Here is a 19,927-nt window from a genome sequence, read left to right on the forward strand (position 1 = left end):
TAAGATTCGAGTATCATGAAAAAAATTATATTAGCGTCATATTTATTAGCAGCTACTGCGGTCTCTACTTCATGTAGCGATTTTCTTGACGTAAAACCAACACACGCCGCGGATGCGACAACCTCTATTACGACAGGTGCAGATGCATTAGTTATAATCCGCGGTCTTATGAGTAATTTAGCCAGCGGAAGTTATTTAGGTCGTAATTTGCAACTTTACGGCGATGTTAAAGGTGGCGACTTCACCATTGTATCCCAAGGTAGAGGTTATGATTATTTATATGTATTCAACCACAGCACGAATACCAACAATTATTCATCCATCTGGACACAAGGATATTATTGTATTGCTCAAATCAACAATTTATTAGAGCAAATCGAAAAAATCAAAGCAAATGGTTCAACAGAAAACTTTGACACGTATATCGGTCAAGCTTTAACTGCACGAGCAATGATTTATTTTGACTTGGTTCGTTTATATGGAGAACCTTATAATGAAAATAAAGCAGCTTTAGGTGTTCCTGTTACAATAAATTCCCTAGAATATTCTGCTAAGCCTGGCCGTAATACAGTAGAGCAAACTTACCAACAGATTCTAAAAGATCTAAAGGATTCAGAAACGTTATTGCCAAAAGCAAAATCCAATGGCTTTATCAACTACTATGCAAACAAGGCACTTCAAGCACGCGTCTACTTGTATCAAGAAGACTTTAACAATGCACTTTCTGCAGCAGAAGAAGTGATTGCATCAAATGTTTACTCTCTATACTCTAATGCTAATTGGGTGGATTCTTGGGGAATACAATTTGGTTCAGAATCTATATTTGAACTTGCAATCCTACCAAGTGAAGGTGACTTAGGTAACAGTTCCTTAGGAGCATACTATAGACGTAGAGGACATCCTAATACAACAATTGCATTGGGTTACTTCACAGCAAGTACAAACTTTATTAATTTGTTAAATCAAGACCCTAATGATGTAAGAAAAGGAATCATGTCTTACGATGAAACATCCAATACACGTTTCGGATCTTTATATAAATATTCAGGAAGTACTGATGTCTCGGCGACAACTGGAAAAGGCGATGGTAAAGGAAATACAACAGCTGTGAACATCAAAGTAATTCGTCTTTCTGAAGTATATTTAATTGCTGCAGAAGCTGCGTTTAGAAAATCATCACCTGATCTTACTAAAGCAACAAATTACTTAAATCAGATTCGTAAGAGATCACCAAATTTAGCTGCTGCAACAGACGCAACAATAAATTTGGATATGATCGCAGACGAAAGAAGTAAAGAATTGATTGGTGAAGGTCATAGATTCTTTGATATGATGCGATGGAATAAATCGATTACGTTTGATGATGCTTTAGGAAGTATAACTACTATCCATAGAGAAGCAACTATTAATAGATCGTTCTTCAAAACAATTCTTCCTATTCCATTAGCAGAAATAAATGCTAACTCAGTAATAAAAGAACAACAAAATCCTGGTTACAACAACTAAGCAAAAGGCTTCCAAAATTTGGAAGCCTTTTTAATGTTTTTAAAATATTGTCTTCGCAATTCCACCATCCAAAGGAATCGAAGCTCCACTCAAGTAAGAGGCATATTCCGAAGCAAGGAAAGCTACTAGATAACCATACTCTTTTGGATCCCCTAATCTTTGAACAGGGACTGATTGAATGCGTTTTGTTCTAATTTCATCAAAGCTCACCTCTTCATTTTTAGCTTGGTTTTCCATCAAGCTGGTCAATCGTTCTGTTTCAAAATAGCCTGTCATAACAGAATTAACAGTAATATTATCTTTAGCAACGGAATTTGAAAGTGACTTCGACCAAGAAACTAATGCGGTACGCATCGTATTGGATAACACCAACGTATCCTGTGGCTCTTTTACAGTCATGGATGACACATTAATAACTCTTCCAAAACTATTTTCCTTCATCTTTTCCAACGCCAGATTGGTGGTTAAAACTGCATTTTGGAAAAGTAAATTAAAAGCTTGCAGATAATCTTCCTCTGACTTTTGTGTAACTGTTCCAGGACTTGGTCCTTGGGTATTATTCACCAATATATCTACGGAATTCGATGTAAAATATTCCGAGATGGTAGCCTTATATTCTTCGAAATCCAAATAATCTGTTACAATATATTGATGTGATTGACTTTTCGCAATATCTAAACTAGCAAGTACAGCTTGAAGCTTATCTTCATTGCGCGCTACCAAAGTCACGCTAGCTCCACATGCTGCTAATTGTTGTGCTATGGCTTTACCAATTCCTGATGTACTGCCTCCTACTAACGCTTTTTTACCTATTAAGTTGATTTTCATATAATCTCTTTTAGATTTCTAAAATACAAAAATTCTTCAGCTAACTTTCTGGAAACCCGTGTTTATCATATTGGGAAACAGCTAGCTAAAAATAAAGATTTTGAAAACTTTAAAATCTTTTGTCTATATTTATGTAACCACTTATAAACACGTTTATACTATGCAAACAAAAACAGAATTCCTAATCTGGGACAAAATTGTCAATAGTGCTAAGCAACGTTTTAATTACGAGGAATATCTTCAACATTTTGAAGATCCAAAAATCTATGACAAACTTATTCTGCACATCATTGTAGGATTTGCTTCTGGGGAAAGCCACAATACCATTTCAACGAATTTACACAACGAACTGACACACATAGGCATTCATGTATACGAACATGTGGTTGATGATATCATCAGTGACAAGCATATTGTTTTCAGTGCCGAAATCTATGCAGCATATCTTACATTTTCTATGTTAGAAGATGGTGATAGCGAAATAGAGATATTGGGTTATGTCACTGATTTATTAGAAGCTCCAAAAGTATATTAATCTAAGTAGAGAGTAGTGAAACTAAAAATTAAAAGCTTAGAAATGCATTTTTAATTCTCTAAGGCATTACCTTATACGTAGGATCTTCTTCGATATTTACTTCTATAACTCCTTTTGCATTTTCCAAAAGACGAATACTATCCTTACTTAAATGTCTTAGGACAATTTTTTTATTGACCTTAGCATACTTTTCGGTAAGTTTATTAAGGATTTCTATAGCAGACATATCCACGACTCTTGATTCTTTCATATCGACAATCACGACATCTGGATCTTCTTGCACATTAAATTTCTCAATAAAAGTACTGGTAGAACCGAAAAATAAAGGACCATATATTTCGTAAACTTTATTACCTAAAGCATCAATACTTTTACGAGCACGGATTCTTTTGGCATTGTCCCAAGCAAATACAAGAGCAGAAATAATTACACCTACTAATACAGCTTCCGCTAAATTATGACGTAAAACAGTAATAGCGGCTACCAAAATGCCTACAATTACATCTGACTTTGGCATTTTCTTAATTACTTTAAGTGACGCCCATTGGAATGTACCGATGGATACCATCATCATTACCCCTACTAGAGCAGCCATAGGGATCTGTTCTATAACTGGCCCTCCTACCAATATCACAAAAAGAATACCTAAAGCTCCAACTACGGCAGCAATACGAGTACGTGCTCCAGCATCTAAATTAACTAAAGTCTGCGCTACCATCGCACAACCTCCCATACCACCGAAAAATCCATTGAAAATATTCGCTGTTCCCTGTGCCATAGCCTCGCGATTAGAATTTCCTTTAGTATTAGTAATTTCATCAACCATACTTAAGGTCAATAAGGATTCTACCAAGCCTACTCCAGCCATGATTAAGGCATAAGGAAACACAACTTCAAGTGTTTCCCAATGGAAAGGAACCATTGGAATGTGAAAGGAAGGTAATGATCCACTAACTGATGCAATATCTAGCACTTTCTTAGTATCAATCCCCGTGAAGAACACCAACGTTGCTGTAACTATAATCGCTACCAAAGAGGCAGGAACAGCTTTGGTCAGTTTCGGAAATCCCAGTACAATCAATATAGTGATTAAAGTTAATCCTCCCATTACATAAAGGCTTGTGCCTGACATCCAAGTGGACATACCTTTTTCTATGACTTTGAACTGCTCTACCTGCGCCATGAAAATAATGATAGCCAAACCATTTAAGAAGCCATACATCACCGGCTGTGGTATCAACCGTACGAATTTCCCTAACTTAAATACACCAACAAGAATCTGAATTAATCCAGCAAGAATGATAGCAGCAAACAAATATTCTACACCATGCGATACAATTAAAGCCATCAACACCACAATAGTGGCTCCTGCTCCTCCAGAAACTAATCCTGGTCTTCCACCCAAAATAGCGGTAACTATCCCCATCAAAAATGCTGCGTATAATCCCATCAAAGGCGTTAATCCCGCTAGAATAGCAAAAGATAAAGACTCTGGAATCATCGTCATAGAAACCGTTAGACCTGCTAAAATCTCGTTCTTGAAATTTACTTTAGAAAAATTAAATGTATCGAATGCCATAGAAATAAATAAAGCCATCGGGAAAAGATGGCTTTACAAAAATATAAATCTTTTATGGATTAAAATCCTACGGATTTTAAATTAACTCCTGAACGTTCATCCAGACCAAACATTAAGTTCATGTTTTGAACAGCTTGACCGGAGGCTCCTTTTAATAAGTTGTCCGTAGCATTTAGTATCAACAACTTATTACCATGTTTTTCTAAATGGATAATAGATTTGTTCGTATTCACAACTTGTTTCAAATCAATATTTGCTTTAGAAACTGATGTAAAAGGATGCGAAGCATAGTATGAATTATACAAATCATAAGCTTCATCTTCTGTCAAATCCGAATCTACGTAAATTGCAGAGAAAATACCACGCGTGAAATCTCCACGTTGTGGCACGAAGTTGATTTTCTCCGCAGCTCTATCTAATAATGATTTATCCGATTCTGGTAGAAACCCATTTTGCAATTGATCCAAAGACTCTGATATTTCTTGCAAATGTTGGTGTTCGAAAGATTTGTATGCTGACAAGTTGTTGTTACGCCATGAGAAATGAGACGTTGCTGTTGGTTTTTGACCAGCACCTGTCGAACCTGTCGTTGCATTGATATGAATTTGCGAAGGCAAAAGACCTTTCGACGCCAAAGGCAATAATGCCAATTGAATATTCGTAGCAAAACAGCCAGGGTTCGCAATATATTGTGCAGATTTAATCGCTTCACGATTTAATTCGGGCAAACCATAAACAAAGTTTTTGCCTTGATAACTGGTATTTGCACGCAATCTATAATCTTGCGATAAATCAATGATTTTCACCGAAGGGTCAACAGGATTTGCATCCAAAAACTTACGTGCATCACCATGTCCCACACACAAAAACAACACATCAATGTTTGAATGAAAATCCGAAGAGAATTCCAATTCTGTATCACCGAATAAATCGTTATGTACATCATATAATTTATTGCCAGCATTGGATGCAGAATTTGCAAATACAATTTCTACTTCAGGGTGAAATATTAAAATCCGTAATAATTCTCCACCTGTATATCCTGCTGAACCGATTATTCCTACTCTTATTTTGCTCATATTGAAAGTTAAGGTTTATATAAACTTTTTATAAAGCAGGAATTCTTCATCAGGTCCCTGCAATTCAAAGCTTAAATGTTGATAGAGCTTTTGTGCTACGAAATTATCAACTTGGGTTTCTAACTGTACAAAATTTGCATCCTTGGATTTTGCAAATTCAATAGCTTGATTAATCAACTGAGTGGCTATCCCAGTTTTTCTATATTCTTTCAGCACGAATAAATCATTCAAAATCCAGTTTCGCACCATTCGTGCTGAAGAATATTTAGGGTAGAGTTGTGTAAACCCTACCGGAATATTTTTATCATAATAGATATAAATAACAGACTCTTGATTTTTGATACGTTCAGATAAAAATTTCTCAGCACCTTCTAGATCAGAATCTTTCTTATAAAAGATTCTATATTGATCAAATAGGTTCACTAAATCATTTAAATTATCTAATGTACCAAGAACAATCATTAGCCTTTGCTATTTACTTTATGCCAAATGATAGTTTGGTTTCCGAATATTTTAGAGAACCCTTTTACATCCTCTCCTGTGTATCCCGCATTCATCTCACCGTAACTACCGAATTTATTATTCATCAAATCGTGTGCTGACTCAATGCCGTTAATCACAAAACGATAAGGGTGTAATTCAACAATAACACGACCTGTTACTGTTTCTTGTGCTGAAGTCAAGAAAGCTTCGATATCACGCATAACGGGATCGTGCATTTGACCTTCGTGCATCCAGTTACCATAGAAAGCAGCAATTTGATCTTTCCACGAAAGTTGCCATTTAGTCAATGTATGTTTTTCTAAAGTATGGTGTGCTTTCACAAGAATCATCGGACCAGCAGCTTCGAAACCTACACGACCTTTGATTCCGATAATAGTATCACCAACGTGAATATCACGACCAATGCCGTAAGGCTGTGCTAGATCTTGTAATTGTTGAATAACTTTTACAGCTCCAATTTTCTCACCGTTTAATGCTACAGGCTCACCTTTCTCGAAATCGATAGTAATGGTTTGAGGCTCTGTAGAAGTCGCTGGAGTAGGCCATGCTGATTCTGGCAAGTATTGGTTTGAAGTTAATGTTTCAGCACCACCTACTGAAGTACCCCAAAGTCCTTTGTTGATAGAATATTTCGCTTTTTCAGCGCTGTAAGGAAAACCGTGTTTACCTAAGTATTCGATTTCAGCCTCGCGAGATAATTTCAAATCACGGATTGGCGTAATAATTTCTACACCTGGAATCAAAGTGTTGAAAATCATATCAAAACGAACTTGATCGTTACCAGCACCTGTAGAACCATGTGCTACGGATTCTGCGCCGATTTTCTTTACATAATTTGCGATAGCTGTTGCTTGACACACACGTTCTGCTGATACTGACAATGGATAAGTTGCATTTTTCAATACATTACCAAAAATCAAATATTTAATAGTTTCGCGGTAGTAGTTTTCAGTTTCGTCAATTGTTGTATGCGATTTCACACCCAACTCGTAAGCACGAGCTTCGATATTTTTAAGTTCTTCATCCGAAAAACCACCTGTATTCACTACTACTGAGTGTACTTCTAAACCTAAATCTTTAGAAAGATAAATACAACAAAAAGATGTATCTAAACCACCACTAAATGCTAAAACTACTTTTTTCATTCTTTATATAAATATTTTACAGGAAGTATCCTTATTTCTAATGTATTACAAATGTACTAATTATAATTTTTTGCTGTAGAAACCTTTTCAGGTAATACCGCAGCGACAATTTTCTTGGTAGAACCCCACAATTTTGCTTCAATACGTTTCAATAGCGATTGTTTTTTGGATATTCTTTCCAAACGTTCCTTAGCTTCTGTTCTGCGACGTAATCTTTCTTCCAACTCTTTCGCTTTTTCTGCAGGATCCCAAAGCATAGCCGTACACATACAGTTTTTACGGTCCTTACTTACCAAAATATCGTAGTTGATACAGCTTTTGCAACCCGCCCAAAACTCTTCATCCTGTGTCAATTCAGAATAGGTAACAGGTTCATAGCCCAACTCTGAGTTGATTTTCATGACAGCCAAACCTGTAGTTAATCCGAAAATTTTAGCTTTTGGATATTTTTCGTGTGAAAGTTCGAAAACACGCTTTTTAATAGCTTTAGCCAGACCTACTTTACGGAATTCAGGACTAACGATAAGTCCCGAGTTCGCTACATAGTCACCATGTGACCATGTCTCGATATAGCAAAAGCCTGCCCAACGTCCATCCTTATGTAACGCGATAACCGCTTTCCCCTCTTCCATCTTTTTGGCTACATATTCTGGTTTACGTCTCGCAATACCCGTTCCACGTGCTTTTGCGGACTCAAACATTTCGTTACAGATTGCCTCGGCATGAATCACGTGTTCAGCTGTAGCAGGAATAATTAAAAAATCTGAAATTGTCATCTTAAGATGTCGACCTAATAATTAACGCACTCTCGTGCAAATAATAAAATAACTAAGGATTGTAAAACTCGTAGAGCTACACGAATTTTGATGAAGCTAATGTGTCCTGCCTCCGAAATCAAGCTCGAGGCAGAATAGGTCGTCGAAATCGCAGAATTGGACAATTCAACCTATTGAAAGAAGCCATAACCATCTGCACAAGCTTATTAAAAGCTTGTTTCTTAGTGGTAATATCTTCTCTTGTACAATACATTGAATAATATGTTTTATTTCTTAAATCTGACAGCGCAAAAGTATTAAAATATTTTTTTCTTTATGCAATAGAATTGTAGTTTTTTTTCAAAAAAACTACAGGTTAAATCTGTATTTAATCAATCTTTTAATAAGACATCTATAACGTTGAAATGTTTAAAAAAACAATTTATTTCACATCCTTTCGTCAATAACACTTATCGATTTTGTTTATCCTTTGAAATAATCTAATTTTGTACCCAATATTTAAATAAACAGTCATGGTAGGTCCAAGCATTATTTTTTACGTTATTTTCGCTATTCCATATATTATTTTAATGTATTGGTTGGTAAAGCAAGACAAACGCAAGTATGTTTGGGGTATCAGCATAGTTACTGTAATAGCAATTTTGGCTATTTATGTTTCTCAAAAAGCCAGTAAAAACGCTATTGAAAACTACAAGCAACACCAAATTGACGCTAGAGAAGCAGAATCAGATTTAAAATAATACCATTCTTCTCATTCCACAGTTTTTTCTTCTTTCTGTAATCAATAGAACTATTTTTCTATAGATAGGTTAATTTAATGTTAAGGATATATTAACATTAAATTAGATTATTCATTTTCCCATTTTTTTCCAGATTCGAAGTATATATTTGTGTTAAGTTAATGTTATATAAACATTTAACTAACCATAGATTGCAACATAGTTTGAACTAAAATAGAATAATTTATGACCCGAATGATTTATAAAAAGACTGTAATAATTGCTGCTACCATAGCTGCGTGCTTTACAACGTTTGTTCAAGCGCAGGAAAGAGATGATCGAGCTACTATTCTAAATTTCAAAGGAATTCAATATACTTCAAAAGACTCTTTATTCTATACGAACTTTCGTTTTCGTATGCAAAATCGTGTCGGTTTTAATAATGTAATTGATGGGGAAGACAACGGTAAATTTGATGCGAGAATTCGTCGCCTACGTATGCGTATGGATGGATATATTTATACTAAAAAGATTTCTTACTCCGTACAATTAGCTTTTAGCCGTGGAGACCAGGATATAGACGATTCTGGAATTCCCAACATCGTGCGTGACGCTGTTATGTTCTATAATTTTTCGGATGATTTATATATTTCAGTAGGGCAAAATAAATTGCCAGGCAATAGACAGCGCGTCAATTCTTCGGGACAATTACAATTTGCCGACCGCTCTTTAGTGAACAGTAATTTTACCCTGGATCGAGATTTTGGTGTTTCATTAAATTTGAGCAAGAAAATTGGCAATATGCCATTCAATGCGAAGGCTGCTATCTCCACTGGTGAAGGAAGACCTGCAAATGGTACAGATGACGGATTAGCCTACACTGGTCGAGTAGAATTTTTGCCTTTTGGTCAATTTGAAAACTCTGGAGATTATTCCGAAGGAGATTTGGAAAGAGAAGAAAAACCAAAATTGTCTATTGGGGGAGGTTACAGCTATAATGATCGAACCATACGTGAAGGCGGTCAATTGGGCAAATATGTCTTGAATCCTTTTACATTGAAAACAAGTTTTGTAGATGCGATTTTCAAATATCGAGGATTTGCCTATCAAGTGGAATATATGCGTCGCGATGTAGATAATCCTATCAATTATCTAGAAGAAGATCCTGCAGAAGAAACCTACGCCTATAAAGGTTGGGGTGTGAATCAACAAACTTCTTACTTATTGAATAAAGGTTACGAAATCGCTGCACGTTACACTTATTTAAAACCACATGAGCAGATTTCGCAATTTGAAAACCAGACAGAAGTATTAGAAATTGGTTTAACAAAATACTTAAAAGCACACCGATTGAAATTCCAATTAAATGGAAATTATACCGTAAAAGATGGTATGTATTCTAATAGCCACAAGAAAAATGGTTGGGGTGGTACTTTCCAATTAGAGTTAGGTATTTAGATTTTTTGTTCTCAAGTAGAAGAACATTATTTGAAAAGCGTCATTTCGACGTAAGGAGAAATCTGATATTAGATTTCTCTCTACACTTCGTTTTGTTCGAAATGACGGAAAGAAACTCAAATCGACGATATTTTAATAAATATATAAGCTCATTATCTCCAAGTAATGAGCTTTTTTGATTTTATGTAATTTTTTTTTGAGATACATTATGGAATCCTATCCAAAACCGCATCCATCCTAAAAGATTACTTATCTTTAAGGTTTCAAAAGGAAATTACATGAAATACTACATTATAGCTGGAGAGACATCGGGAGATTTACATGGTGCTAATTTGATCAAAGCATTGAAAGTGGAAGATCCGCAAGCGGAATTTAAAATCGTTGGCGGAAATAAAATGCAAGAAGCTGCTGATCAACAAGCTTTGATTCATACTTCACAAATGGCTTTTATGGGATTTGTCGAAGTATTGAAAAACCTGAGTACAATCTCTAAAAATCTCAAAGCTGTAAAGGAAGATATTTTAGCTTACCAACCTGACACAGTTATTTTAATTGACTTTCCAGGTTTCAACATGAAAATTGCTTCGTTCGCGAAGAAGCAAGGAATCAAAGTTTGCTATTATATTTCTCCAAAAATCTGGGCTTGGAATCAAGGGCGTGTGCACAAAATCAAAAAGGTGGTCGACCACATGTTCTGTATCCTTCCATTTGAAGTAGATTTCTATAAGCGTTTTGGTATGAAAGTGGATTACGTAGGTAATCCCCTACTTGATGCAATTTCTACTTATGAATTTAACCCAAATTTCCGTCAGGACAACAATCTAACCGATGCTCCAATTATTGCGCTTTTACCAGGCAGTCGTAAAATGGAAATTGAGGAGATTTTACCTGAAATGGTAGATGTTAGTTTTTCATTTCCAAAACATCAATTGGTTATCGCTGGAGCACCAAATTTTGATCAGGCGTATTATCAGCAATTTATTGGCGATTTGGGAATTCCAGTAGTTTTTGATCAAACTTATGATTTATTAAAGAATGCAGAAGCTGCTGTTGTAACTAGTGGAACAGCGACATTGGAAACAGGGATACTACGTGTGCCCCAGGTAGTGGTGTACAAAGCAAATCCTATTTCAGTATGGCTTGCTCGAAAATTAATAAAAGTTAAATTCATCTCCTTAGTAAACCTTATCAACAATTATCTGTCAGTTATTGAACTGATACAGGAAGATTGTACAGCATCGGATATCAAAGATGAGATCGGAAAAATCATCGTTGAAACCGAGCATAGAGAAAGTATCTTAGAAAATTACGATGTATTAGCGGAGAAATTAGGCACGCCAGGAGCCTCAGCTCGTACCGCAAAACTCATCGTGGAGTATTTAAGTTAAACTAAAAGGAGTTACTATGAAAATTACAGGAATATTAACCTTTGCGCTATCGCTTTTCATTTTAATTGGGAGTGTAAATGCGCAAAGCAATGAAGTTAAAATTTCCAAATTAGTATTGGATAAGAAAGAGAAGAAAGTGTTCGCTGAGCGCAATCGAGATTCTTCTGCTGTGGTCCATATAGACACACTGATAATGAAAGACAAATCTTCTTTGCAGTTTTATGGCAAAAAAGATGTAAAGCTAATAGTGGGTTATGCAGAGATTGGGGATAAAGTATTTATCAGCGGTCGTGCAGGACAAAATAATGCGTCAAATTTTGATATTGATATTAACTTCCAAAAGTTAGGTTCATTATACGTTGTTGCTCGGGGGCAGGACGCCAACAATGGAACTAAAACCGATCCAAATGGAGATGCGGGAGATATCAATATCGTTTATAATGCGCAGGGTATTACACCTCAGACTGAGAATAAAAAGGCTAATAATTATTTACACACGGATGTAACACCAGGAGGTTTGCGTGTCACGCCTTCTTCGGATTTGAGAAATATTTATGATCAAATCAGCCGTTCTGCACCCGGACTGCGTGGGGTACCTCAGGGACAGATTTATTCTGGTTCTCCAGGTAAAGAGGGAAAAGTAACCATTACCGCGAAATAAAAGAAAACCTTCCGAATGGAAGGTTTTCTTTTTTACTCAAAATAGATTCCGTAATTTTGCAGTACAAATCAAACCTTAATGCTCGACAAACTGCTTAAAAGAATCGTATCATCTCCCCTACTTATCTACATTATTAGATGTTGTATAGGATTTTTGATCGGTTATAAGCTGTACATTGAGTTTCCAGATTTTGAGCTCTTTTGGACCTTACTTTCCATTATCCTCGTTATTTCACCTGAGGAAAAAGATACGCGAAGATTATCCACAGAACGGTTTAAATCCAATTTTATAGGTTCTGCTGTCGCCATGCTTTTATTGTTATTCCTCGAACCTTCTGTCTATTCTATACTATTGGGTGTATTTATAACTATCGTAGTATGTCGACTTTTCAATGTATTAAATATGGCACGAGTAGCTTTGGTCGCTTTACTCATTATTATGGTTCAACCACACGAATCCTCCATGGTAGAAGCACCAATTTATCGTTTTGGTTCCGTGGCTGTAGGTTGTATCATAGGTTTATTGATTGTGGTATTTACCTCCATGATATTCCGTCCTTTGAAAAGAAAATTCGGAATACCTTATTAGACATTCCGAACTCTATTATTTACAAATTACTTTCTATAGCTTTTACTTCTTCTTTGTGCAATTCTATTGGTTTGTCTAATAAAACAGCGATCACAGTCATATGTTTATCCAGTCTATTTTCGGGGATATCAATATAAATAATTCCTGGTCGATCAGACCAATACAATTTGTTGAAAATTTGGTGCCCTATCATTGAGCCTTCTCCTACAATACGAATTCTTGATATTGCATTTTTAATACCTTTCAAAGCAATTGGTCCTGTCGGTTTTCCTTCCACAAATAGATATAAGGTCTGTCTGTCTGGAGAAAGCGCAGAATAACCATTATAGTGATTTCCATCAATACCTTTTTTTGCATCATACAATACTTCAGCATGTTTTTTCACCCATTGATTGACGGTTTCCGAAGCAAAGTGTATGTCTTTATCAATCTCACTCGCATCATCATTCAATTTTCCTTTGAATAAATTAGCACCAATACTCGTGTTTCTTACTATTTCTTTTATACCCGCATAAGGATGCGCTATAGTATGCACAAATTTTAAATCTGTAGGAACGATTATTCGTTTTAAATTAAAAGTTGGCTTTTCTTCAAATTCAACAGCTAATACAGTTACTGTCGGATCAAAAGTAATATCCTCTAATCCCACTAATAAAGTTTGTTGTGTAAAATCGAAAGTCAACTTCTCTCCACTTCCAACTACTTTTACACTTTTAGGTCTTGATTGCAAACTAGAAAGAACGATTTGTTCTTTCACATTTTCTAAGTATATATATAAGGTTTTACCATCTTTAGAAAAAGCATTCTTCTCAAAAATATACTCAGAACCGATACCAGCTCGTGTGCCATATACCGCTTCTGTATGTTTCTTTGTCCAGCGACCTAATTCTTTTAAAATCTCTATTTGCTCGTGGGGAATAGTTCCATCTTCCTTAGGACCAATATCTAACAATAAATTGCCTCCCATGGATATACAATCTACCAGCGTTCGCACGATCATATTGGGTGTTTTATAATTGTGGTCAAAATGCTGATATCCCCAGGAGTCATTCATGGTATAGCACAATTCCCAATATCTACCTTTAGGTCTTTCTACAGGAATTCCTTGCTCAGGTGTTTCATAATCTCCATGATGATTTAAACGTGAATTGATGATAATATTTGGATTGTACTTTCGTAATAAATTCAAACTTTCTTCAGCTTTCCATTCTTCTGATGAATGTTCCCAATCGCCATCAAACCACAATAAATCTGGTTTGAATTGCTGTGAAATTTCGGTTAATTGTGTTTGATAAAAATCCACAAAGTTTCCCCATCGTTGAGGTTCTTGCTTTAAATCATAACGCTTTTGAGTTTTGGTTTTGATATCATAATAAGGATGACTCCAATCGGGTAGTGAAAAATAAATTCCTGTTTTCAGATTCGATTTTTTCACCGCCTGAATGAAAGGCGTAAGCACATCCTTTTTTGCGACAGCATCTTTTGCTGTAGATAAACCTTTCTCCGCTTTGGTATCCCAAAGTGCTATTCCATCGTGATGTTTCGACGTAATTACAGTGTATTTAGCTCCTGACTCTTCAATCAGTTTAACCCACTGTTGCGGATTATAATTTTTTCCCGTGAAACCATTTAATTGTTCAAGATAATTTTCATGACTTGTGTAGTTGTTGAAAAAAGACCACGACTCCGATAAGCCATTAACCGCATAAATTCCCCAATGAATAAAAATGCCCAATTTCGCGTCATCAAACCATTCCATCTTCTGGGATTCCTTCGTTAGTGTGTTTTGGGCAAAAGTTGGAAGCGCAATTATGCAGTACAAAACTGCAAAAAGTTTATTTTTCATAATGCTAAAAGGTTTACCCTTTAAAAATAAGTATTTAAAATATGTAAACCGAATAATGAAAAGCAAAATCGTATTTTTGTAGATAATGATTGAATTATATACAGACGGCGCCTCAAGTGGCAATCCTGGTCCAGGTGGATATGGCACTATTTTACGTACAATATATACGGGATCGAATCCTGATTTTCAAGGCAAATTAATTGAGAAAGAATTTTCGGGAGGATACCGCAAAACAACAAATAACCGCATGGAATTGATGGCGGTGATTGTGGGTTTGGAAGCACTAAAAAATATAAAACAAAAAGTCACAATCTATTCCGATTCCAAATATTTTATCGATGCTATTGATAAAAAATGGATCAATGGTTGGATTCAAAAAGGATTTGCTGGCAAAAAAAACAAAGACCTTTGGATGCGATTAATGCAATCCTACAAATTGCACGATGTGAAATTGGTTTGGGTAAAAGGACATGCGGGCCATCCTTTAAATGAGCGTTGCGACAGATTAGCCGTTGCTGCTTCCAAAGATCCGTTGAAATGGCAAATTGATTCTGTATTTGAAGCCGAAGAGAAAATGGGATTGTTGTAATTTATAGAAATATGCTCAAACAATCTTTTGCTCCGATAATTCCAAATCAACCTAGAATACTTATTCTTGGCTCTTTGCCAGGAGATTTATCTATTGCGAAAGACCAATATTATGCGCATCCTCAAAATAGATTTTGGAAAGTGCTATTTGCACTTTTTGAGCAAGAATTTACATCTGATTATTCTGAGAGAATAAAGCTCCTTCATCAACAGCAGATTGCTCTTTGGGATGTATGCGCTTCGGCTATTCGTCCCGGAAGTATGGACACGGATATTTCGGAAGTTATTCCAAATACAATCCCTCAATTATTAGCTGAAAAGCCAGCTATTTCAAATGTTATTTTTAACGGGCAAAAAGCTCAAAAACTTTTTGAGAAGTATTTCAAAAAGCAAGAAAACCTAAATTATATCACCTTACCGAGTACTAGCCCTGCCAACGCACAGTTCTCAATTGAAAAACTCTTGCAGCATTGGGAAATTATAAAAATTTAATCGTGGAAAACTGCGATATAGTGTTTGTAAAAAACTTTAGCTATAATCATATGCTTTGATTATTTTTGTGGCAAGATGTCAGACTTAAAATACAACCAAAGAGGTGTATCCGCTGGGAAAGAGGATGTACACAATGCCATAAAAAATATCGACAAAGGTTTATACCCCAAAGCTTTCTGCAAAATCATCCCTGATATATTGGGTGGTGATGAACAATGGTGCAACATTATGCACGCAGATGGTGCTGGTACTAAATCGTCTTTAGCATACGTATATTGGAAAGAAACTGGCGATATCTCCGTTTGGAAAGGTATTGCGCAAGATGCCATCATCATGAATTTAGATGATTTGTTGTGTGTCGGAGCAATTGATAATATCATTTTATCATCCACAATTGGACGTAACAAAAACAATATTCCGGGTGAAGTAATCGCTGAAATCATCAACGGTACAGAAGAAATTTTGGCTGAATTGCGAGAAATGGGAGTAGGCATCTACTCTACAGGTGGTGAAACTGCTGATGTGGGTGATCTGGTACGCACAATCATCGTAGATAGTACGGTAACTTGCCGTATGAAACGCGAAGATGTAATTTCTAACCACAATATCAAACCAGGCAATGTAATCGTTGGTTTGGCATCATACGGAAAAGCGACTTACGAAAAAGAATACAACGGCGGCATGGGTTCTAATGGTTTGACTTCCGCTCGTCACGACGTATTTAGCAAATATATTGCAGAGAAATATCCTGAAAGTTTCGACCCAGCAGTTCCTTACGATTTAGTATTTGCTGGTGGTAAAGCATTGACCGATAAAATCACCACAGAAACTGGCGAAGTAGTAACAGCAGGTAAATTAGTATTATCTCCTACGCGTACCTACGCGCCTGTGATCAAACAAATCTTAGACAAATACCGTTCACAAATTGACGGTATGGTACACTGTTCGGGTGGTGCACAAACTAAAGTGCTTCACTTTGTGGATAATGTACACGTCATCAAAGATAACTTATTCCCTATTCCTCCACTTTTTGAATTAATTCAAAAAGAATCGAATACAGATTGGCAAGAAATGTACAAAGTATTCAATATGGGACACCGCATGGAATTATACGTTTCGGAAGAAATTGCGCAAGATATTATTGCTATTTCTGAATCGTTTGGCATTCCTGCACAGATTATTGGTCGTGTAGAAGCGAGCGACAAAAAACAAGTGACAGTTCAGTCGCCTTACGGCACATTTATCTACGAATAATATTTGTGAAAGATAAGCTCATCATTGGTCGCACAGAGATTATTGACCTTCCTGAATTGGGAATGTACAATATCGAAGCAAAGATTGATACCGGAGCAGACACTTCAGTTTTACATTGTGAGGATTTCGAAATCACGGAAAAGAATGATCAGCGTTTTATTACCTGTCACATCAAACCGCATTTAGAAGACGAAGAAATCCTCACCATTATCTTTCCGATACATCGCGAGAGAGTAGTCAAAAGTTCATTTGGACAGACAGAAACGAGACATATTTTTGTAACAAAAATCAGAATGTTTGATCAGCTATATGATATCAAATTGTCCCTCCGCGATCGTTCTTCCATGTCCTACCCCATGTTATTAGGTAGAAATTTCATTAGTAAGAAATTTCTTGTGGATGTTTCAAAAAAGAACTTAGCCTCTAATTCCTTTTAATAGGATTAAAACCAATTATATAGTTTCTTGTTTATAGCATAGTTTAACACGCATTTTTTGTGAAAATAGCAGTCTTATCGACCAATAAAAACATCTATTCGACACGTCGTCTAGTAGAAGCAGCAATAGCACGTGGGCATGAATGTATTGTCATGGACCACAGCAAATGTTATGTAGGTATCCAACAAGGAAAACCTAGCATTCATTACAAAGGACAGGATATCAACGATATCGATGCCATCATACCTCGAATAGGATCATCCGTGACGTTTTATGGGTCAGCGATTGTTCGTCAATTCGAAGTTATGGATGTGATTTCGGCAAATCCAAGTCAAGCCATCACACGTTCTCGAGATAAGTTGCGTTGTATGCAAATACTTTCAGGTGCAGGTTTAGGATTACCAACTACAGGTTTTGCACGTATGGCTTCTGATGTAGATGATTTGATCAACATGGTTGGAGGAGCGCCTCTCGTTATCAAATTATTAGAAGGAACGCAGGGTATTGGTGTAGTATTAGCAGAAACAAAGAAAGCAGCATCTTCAGTAATTGAAGCTTTTTATGGTCTTGGAAACAATATTTTGATTCAAGAATACATCAAAGAAGCTAAAGGTTCGGATATTAGAGCTTTTGTAGTAGATGGGAAAGTCGTAGGCGCTATGAAGCGTACCGCAAAAGAAGGAGAATTTCGTTCGAATCTTCACCGTGGAGGCTCAGCTGAAATTATCAAATTAACACGCAAAGAAAAAGAAACGGCAGTAGCGGCGGCAAAAGCCATGGGATTAACTGTTGCAGGAGTAGATATGCTTCAATCTTCAAGAGGACCGTTGATTTTGGAAGTTAATTCTTCACCTGGTTTAGAAGGTATTGAAAAAGCAACGCAAAAAGATATTGCAGCAGAAATCATAAAGTATTTAGAAAGACAATATGATTTCAAACAGCAAAATAAACCTACGACGACCAAACGTAGGGTAAAAAAAGAAAGCAAGCTTTAATAGCTTGCTTTCTCTAGATATATTTAATATTACTTATTTCATCAAAAATCCACCACCCAAAAGATCGTTTCCTTCGTAGAATACAGCAGATTGTCCTGGAGCAATACCTTTTACAGCATGTGGGAAATCCACTTGCATCGTGTCTCCGTGTTGTGTTAAGATAGATTGTGCACCTGAATCTTTGTAACGGATCTTCGTAACCGCTTCCATCGGCTCTTCAATTGAAGCATATTTCACCAAATTGATATTACGCACCCAAGCTTGTGTTTTTTCCAACTCATGCTCTTCGCCTAATACTACCGAATTACTTTCTGGCAAGATTTCAATCACAAACATCGGTTTACCCAAGGCAATACCTAATCCTTTACGTTGTCCAATCGTGAAGTAAGGATAACCAATATGTTTTCCCACTACAGTACCATCCGATAAGATGAAGTTACCTGGTCCGATCTCTTGATCCAAAGAAGGTCTTTTGTGTCTTAAGAAGTCACGGTAATCATTATTCGGTACGAAACAGATCTCATAGCTCTCAGATTTATTCGCCAATTCTTGTTGCCCCATATCCAAAGCCATTTGTTTGATTTCTGACTTACGGAAAGATCCTAAAGGAAATTGCGTACGCGCTAAATTTTCCTGCGACACTCCCCAAAGTACATAAGACTGATCCTTATGCTCATCCAATCCTTTTGAAATTACAAAACGACCATTATCATGCTGACGAATATTAGCATAGTGCCCTGTAGCTATAAATTCACAATCCAATTTATCTGCACGCTTAATCAAAGCTTCCCACTTGATGTGTGTATTACATAGCACACATGGATTAGGTGTACGACCTGCAATATACTCATCCACAAAATTGTCAATGACATAATCACCAAATTCGTTACGTATATCTAGTATGTAGTGTGGGAAACCATAACTTACAGCTAATGAACGCGCATCATTGATACTGTCCAAGCTACAACAGCCTGTTTCCTTCGATGATCCACCGGAACTTGCATAGTCCCAAGTTTTCATCGTAATACCGATCACTTCATAGCCCTGTTCGTGCAACATTACAGCCGCAACTGAACTGTCTACACCACCACTCATCGCGACCAATACTCTACCCTTTTTACTCATATCAAATTATTAAAGTGCAAAGATACCCTTAATTCCTTTATTAACGTGTTTATTTCATGTAATTTTATCTCAATCAAAATCAAGGAATTGGAAAAAATACCGAAAATAATTACTTGGAATGTTTTAGAATTAAAAAAAAGAAGCTACATTTGCAACGCAACAAGGGAACAAATAGTTGCTAAAAAGGTGCCATAGCTCAGTTGGTAGAGCAAAGGACTGAAAATCCTTGTGTCGCTGGTTCGAATCCAGCTGGCACCACCACTAAAACTGAAAGTAACAGTTTCAAATCAAAAACTTAAAAGGTGCCATAGCTCAGTTGGTAGAGCAAAGGACTGAAAATCCTTGTGTCGCTGGTTCGAATCCAGCTGGCACCACCACTAAAACTGAAAGTAACAGTTTCAAATCAAAAACTTAAAAGGTGCCA

At 36.4% G+C, this 19,927-nt stretch carries 20 protein-coding genes and 2 tRNA genes; 14 read left to right on the plus strand and 8 right to left on the minus strand.

Features of this window, described 5'->3' with window-relative positions; genetic code table 11:
• Positions 1-15: 15 nt before the first annotated feature.
• Positions 16-1,506 carry a RagB/SusD family nutrient uptake outer membrane protein gene (locus H8B04_RS13040; protein WP_165291379.1) on the plus strand — a complete coding sequence of 497 codons (1,491 nt, stop codon included), beginning with the start codon at positions 16-18 and terminating at the stop codon, positions 1,504-1,506.
• A 39-nt stretch (positions 1,507-1,545) separates the two neighbouring features.
• On the opposite strand, the gene H8B04_RS13045 is transcribed toward H8B04_RS13040, so the two are convergent.
• Positions 1,546-2,334: an SDR family oxidoreductase gene (locus H8B04_RS13045; protein WP_165291378.1), complete on the minus strand. Its 789-nt coding sequence runs from the start codon at positions 2,332-2,334 to the stop codon at positions 1,546-1,548.
• Between the two features lie 160 nt (positions 2,335-2,494).
• Between H8B04_RS13045 and H8B04_RS13050 the strand changes: the two genes are divergently transcribed.
• Positions 2,495-2,869 carry a hypothetical protein gene (locus H8B04_RS13050; RefSeq protein WP_165291377.1) on the plus strand — a complete coding sequence of 125 codons (375 nt, stop codon included), beginning with the start codon at positions 2,495-2,497 and terminating at the stop codon, positions 2,867-2,869.
• Positions 2,870-2,927: 58 nt separating this feature from the next.
• Here the strand turns inward: H8B04_RS13050 and H8B04_RS13055 are convergent, their stop codons facing one another.
• The 5 genes from H8B04_RS13055 to H8B04_RS13075 are packed head-to-tail and all read right to left on the minus strand — an operon-like array spanning position 2,928 to position 7,952.
• Positions 2,928-4,466, minus strand: coding sequence for a SulP family inorganic anion transporter (locus H8B04_RS13055; protein WP_223815426.1), 1,539 nt, complete (start codon positions 4,464-4,466; stop codon positions 2,928-2,930).
• Positions 4,467-4,507: 41 nt separating this feature from the next.
• A complete protein-coding gene (gene argC / locus H8B04_RS13060) occupies positions 4,508-5,527 on the minus strand; it encodes an N-acetyl-gamma-glutamyl-phosphate reductase (protein WP_190302625.1) in 1,020 nt (339 codons plus the stop codon).
• Positions 5,528-5,542: 15 nt separating this feature from the next.
• Complete coding sequence (locus H8B04_RS13065) at positions 5,543-5,989, minus strand: GNAT family N-acetyltransferase (RefSeq protein ID WP_165291375.1); 447 nt, start codon at positions 5,987-5,989, stop codon at positions 5,543-5,545.
• The gene (gene argG, locus H8B04_RS13070) at positions 5,989-7,176 is read right to left on the minus strand and encodes an argininosuccinate synthase (protein ID WP_165291374.1); all 1,188 of its coding nucleotides are present in this window, start codon (positions 7,174-7,176) and stop codon (positions 5,989-5,991) included. The genes H8B04_RS13065 and argG overlap by 1 nt, the downstream gene beginning before the upstream one ends.
• A 56-nt stretch (positions 7,177-7,232) precedes the next feature.
• A complete protein-coding gene (locus H8B04_RS13075) occupies positions 7,233-7,952 on the minus strand; it encodes a GNAT family N-acetyltransferase (RefSeq protein ID WP_190302626.1) in 720 nt (239 codons plus the stop codon).
• A 512-nt stretch (positions 7,953-8,464) separates the two neighbouring features.
• Between H8B04_RS13075 and H8B04_RS13080 the strand changes: the two genes are divergently transcribed.
• From H8B04_RS13080 to H8B04_RS13100, 5 genes are all read left to right on the plus strand, one after another.
• Positions 8,465-8,692, plus strand: coding sequence for a hypothetical protein (locus H8B04_RS13080; RefSeq protein ID WP_165291372.1), 228 nt, complete (start codon positions 8,465-8,467; stop codon positions 8,690-8,692).
• A gap of 234 nt (positions 8,693-8,926) precedes the next feature.
• A complete protein-coding gene (locus tag H8B04_RS13085; RefSeq protein ID WP_190302627.1) occupies positions 8,927-10,129 on the plus strand; it encodes a porin in 1,203 nt (400 codons plus the stop codon).
• A 278-nt stretch (positions 10,130-10,407) separates the two neighbouring features.
• Positions 10,408-11,517: a lipid-A-disaccharide synthase gene (gene lpxB, locus H8B04_RS13090; RefSeq protein ID WP_165291371.1), complete on the plus strand. Its 1,110-nt coding sequence runs from the start codon at positions 10,408-10,410 to the stop codon at positions 11,515-11,517.
• Positions 11,518-11,533: 16 nt separating this feature from the next.
• The gene (locus tag H8B04_RS13095; RefSeq protein ID WP_165291370.1) at positions 11,534-12,178 is read left to right on the plus strand and encodes an uL13 family ribosomal protein; all 645 of its coding nucleotides are present in this window, start codon (positions 11,534-11,536) and stop codon (positions 12,176-12,178) included.
• Positions 12,179-12,256: 78 nt separating this feature from the next.
• Positions 12,257-12,766 carry an FUSC family protein gene (locus H8B04_RS13100; protein WP_165291369.1) on the plus strand — a complete coding sequence of 170 codons (510 nt, stop codon included), beginning with the start codon at positions 12,257-12,259 and terminating at the stop codon, positions 12,764-12,766.
• A gap of 19 nt (positions 12,767-12,785) precedes the next feature.
• On the opposite strand, the gene H8B04_RS13105 is transcribed toward H8B04_RS13100, so the two are convergent.
• Positions 12,786-14,612: an alpha-L-fucosidase gene (locus H8B04_RS13105; RefSeq protein ID WP_165291368.1), complete on the minus strand. Its 1,827-nt coding sequence runs from the start codon at positions 14,610-14,612 to the stop codon at positions 12,786-12,788.
• Between the two features lie 85 nt (positions 14,613-14,697).
• Here H8B04_RS13105 and rnhA point away from each other — a divergent pair, with 85 nt between their 5' ends.
• The 5 genes from rnhA to rimK all read left to right on the plus strand — a co-directional run bounded on the left by rnhA (position 14,698) and on the right by rimK (position 18,378).
• The gene (rnhA, locus tag H8B04_RS13110; protein ID WP_165291367.1) at positions 14,698-15,201 is read left to right on the plus strand and encodes a ribonuclease HI; all 504 of its coding nucleotides are present in this window, start codon (positions 14,698-14,700) and stop codon (positions 15,199-15,201) included.
• Positions 15,202-15,212: 11 nt separating this feature from the next.
• Positions 15,213-15,692, plus strand: a complete 480-nt coding sequence (locus H8B04_RS13115) for a DNA-deoxyinosine glycosylase (protein ID WP_165291366.1) — start codon at positions 15,213-15,215, stop codon at positions 15,690-15,692.
• Between the two features lie 75 nt (positions 15,693-15,767).
• Positions 15,768-16,946: an AIR synthase related protein gene (locus tag H8B04_RS13120; RefSeq protein ID WP_190302628.1), complete on the plus strand. Its 1,179-nt coding sequence runs from the start codon at positions 15,768-15,770 to the stop codon at positions 16,944-16,946.
• Between the two features lie 5 nt (positions 16,947-16,951).
• Positions 16,952-17,383 (plus strand): ATP-dependent zinc protease family protein, encoded by a 432-nt coding sequence (locus H8B04_RS13125; protein ID WP_317166105.1) that lies wholly within the window; start codon positions 16,952-16,954, stop codon positions 17,381-17,383.
• Positions 17,384-17,442: 59 nt separating this feature from the next.
• Positions 17,443-18,378 (plus strand): 30S ribosomal protein S6--L-glutamate ligase, encoded by a 936-nt coding sequence (gene rimK, locus H8B04_RS13130; RefSeq protein WP_165291364.1) that lies wholly within the window; start codon positions 17,443-17,445, stop codon positions 18,376-18,378.
• Positions 18,379-18,411: 33 nt separating this feature from the next.
• On the opposite strand, the gene mnmA is transcribed toward rimK, so the two are convergent.
• Positions 18,412-19,503 (minus strand): tRNA 2-thiouridine(34) synthase MnmA, encoded by a 1,092-nt coding sequence (mnmA, locus tag H8B04_RS13135; RefSeq protein ID WP_165291363.1) that lies wholly within the window; start codon positions 19,501-19,503, stop codon positions 18,412-18,414.
• Between the two features lie 185 nt (positions 19,504-19,688).
• On the opposite strand from mnmA, the gene H8B04_RS13140 reads away from it, so the two are divergent.
• Positions 19,689-19,764, plus strand: a tRNA-Phe gene (locus H8B04_RS13140).
• Between the two features lie 40 nt (positions 19,765-19,804).
• Positions 19,805-19,880, plus strand: a tRNA-Phe gene (locus H8B04_RS13145).
• Positions 19,881-19,927 lie beyond the last annotated feature (47 nt).

The organism is Sphingobacterium litopenaei, from assembly GCF_014692495.1.
Taxonomy (GTDB): Bacteria; Bacteroidota; Bacteroidia; order Sphingobacteriales; family Sphingobacteriaceae; genus Sphingobacterium; species Sphingobacterium litopenaei.

Excerpts from the sequence above, each read along its gene's own strand:
- H8B04_RS13040 (WP_165291379.1), top strand. The coding sequence starts at position 16 with ATGAAAAAAATTATATTAGCGTCATATTTATTAGCAGCTACTGCGGTC.
- H8B04_RS13105 (WP_165291368.1), bottom strand. The coding sequence starts at position 14,612 with ATGAAAAATAAACTTTTTGCAGTTTTGTACTGCATAATTGCGCTTCCA.
- H8B04_RS13045 (WP_165291378.1), bottom strand. The coding sequence starts at position 2,334 with ATGAAAATCAACTTAATAGGTAAAAAAGCGTTAGTAGGAGGCAGTACA.
- H8B04_RS13100 (WP_165291369.1), top strand. The coding sequence starts at position 12,257 with ATGCTCGACAAACTGCTTAAAAGAATCGTATCATCTCCCCTACTTATC.
- mnmA (WP_165291363.1), bottom strand. The coding sequence starts at position 19,503 with ATGAGTAAAAAGGGTAGAGTATTGGTCGCGATGAGTGGTGGTGTAGAC.
- lpxB (WP_165291371.1), top strand. The coding sequence starts at position 10,408 with ATGAAATACTACATTATAGCTGGAGAGACATCGGGAGATTTACATGGT.
- H8B04_RS13115 (WP_165291366.1), top strand. The coding sequence starts at position 15,213 with ATGCTCAAACAATCTTTTGCTCCGATAATTCCAAATCAACCTAGAATA.
- H8B04_RS13075 (WP_190302626.1), bottom strand. The coding sequence starts at position 7,952 with ATGACAATTTCAGATTTTTTAATTATTCCTGCTACAGCTGAACACGTG.
- H8B04_RS13095 (WP_165291370.1), top strand. The coding sequence starts at position 11,534 with ATGAAAATTACAGGAATATTAACCTTTGCGCTATCGCTTTTCATTTTA.
- H8B04_RS13055 (WP_223815426.1), bottom strand. The coding sequence starts at position 4,466 with ATGGCTTTATTTATTTCTATGGCATTCGATACATTTAATTTTTCTAAA.
- argC (WP_190302625.1), bottom strand. The coding sequence starts at position 5,527 with ATGAGCAAAATAAGAGTAGGAATAATCGGTTCAGCAGGATATACAGGT.
- H8B04_RS13080 (WP_165291372.1), top strand. The coding sequence starts at position 8,465 with ATGGTAGGTCCAAGCATTATTTTTTACGTTATTTTCGCTATTCCATAT.
- argG (WP_165291374.1), bottom strand. The coding sequence starts at position 7,176 with ATGAAAAAAGTAGTTTTAGCATTTAGTGGTGGTTTAGATACATCTTTT.
- rnhA (WP_165291367.1), top strand. The coding sequence starts at position 14,698 with ATGATTGAATTATATACAGACGGCGCCTCAAGTGGCAATCCTGGTCCA.
- H8B04_RS13065 (WP_165291375.1), bottom strand. The coding sequence starts at position 5,989 with ATGATTGTTCTTGGTACATTAGATAATTTAAATGATTTAGTGAACCTA.
- H8B04_RS13085 (WP_190302627.1), top strand. The coding sequence starts at position 8,927 with ATGATTTATAAAAAGACTGTAATAATTGCTGCTACCATAGCTGCGTGC.
- H8B04_RS13050 (WP_165291377.1), top strand. The coding sequence starts at position 2,495 with ATGCAAACAAAAACAGAATTCCTAATCTGGGACAAAATTGTCAATAGT.
- H8B04_RS13120 (WP_190302628.1), top strand. The coding sequence starts at position 15,768 with ATGTCAGACTTAAAATACAACCAAAGAGGTGTATCCGCTGGGAAAGAG.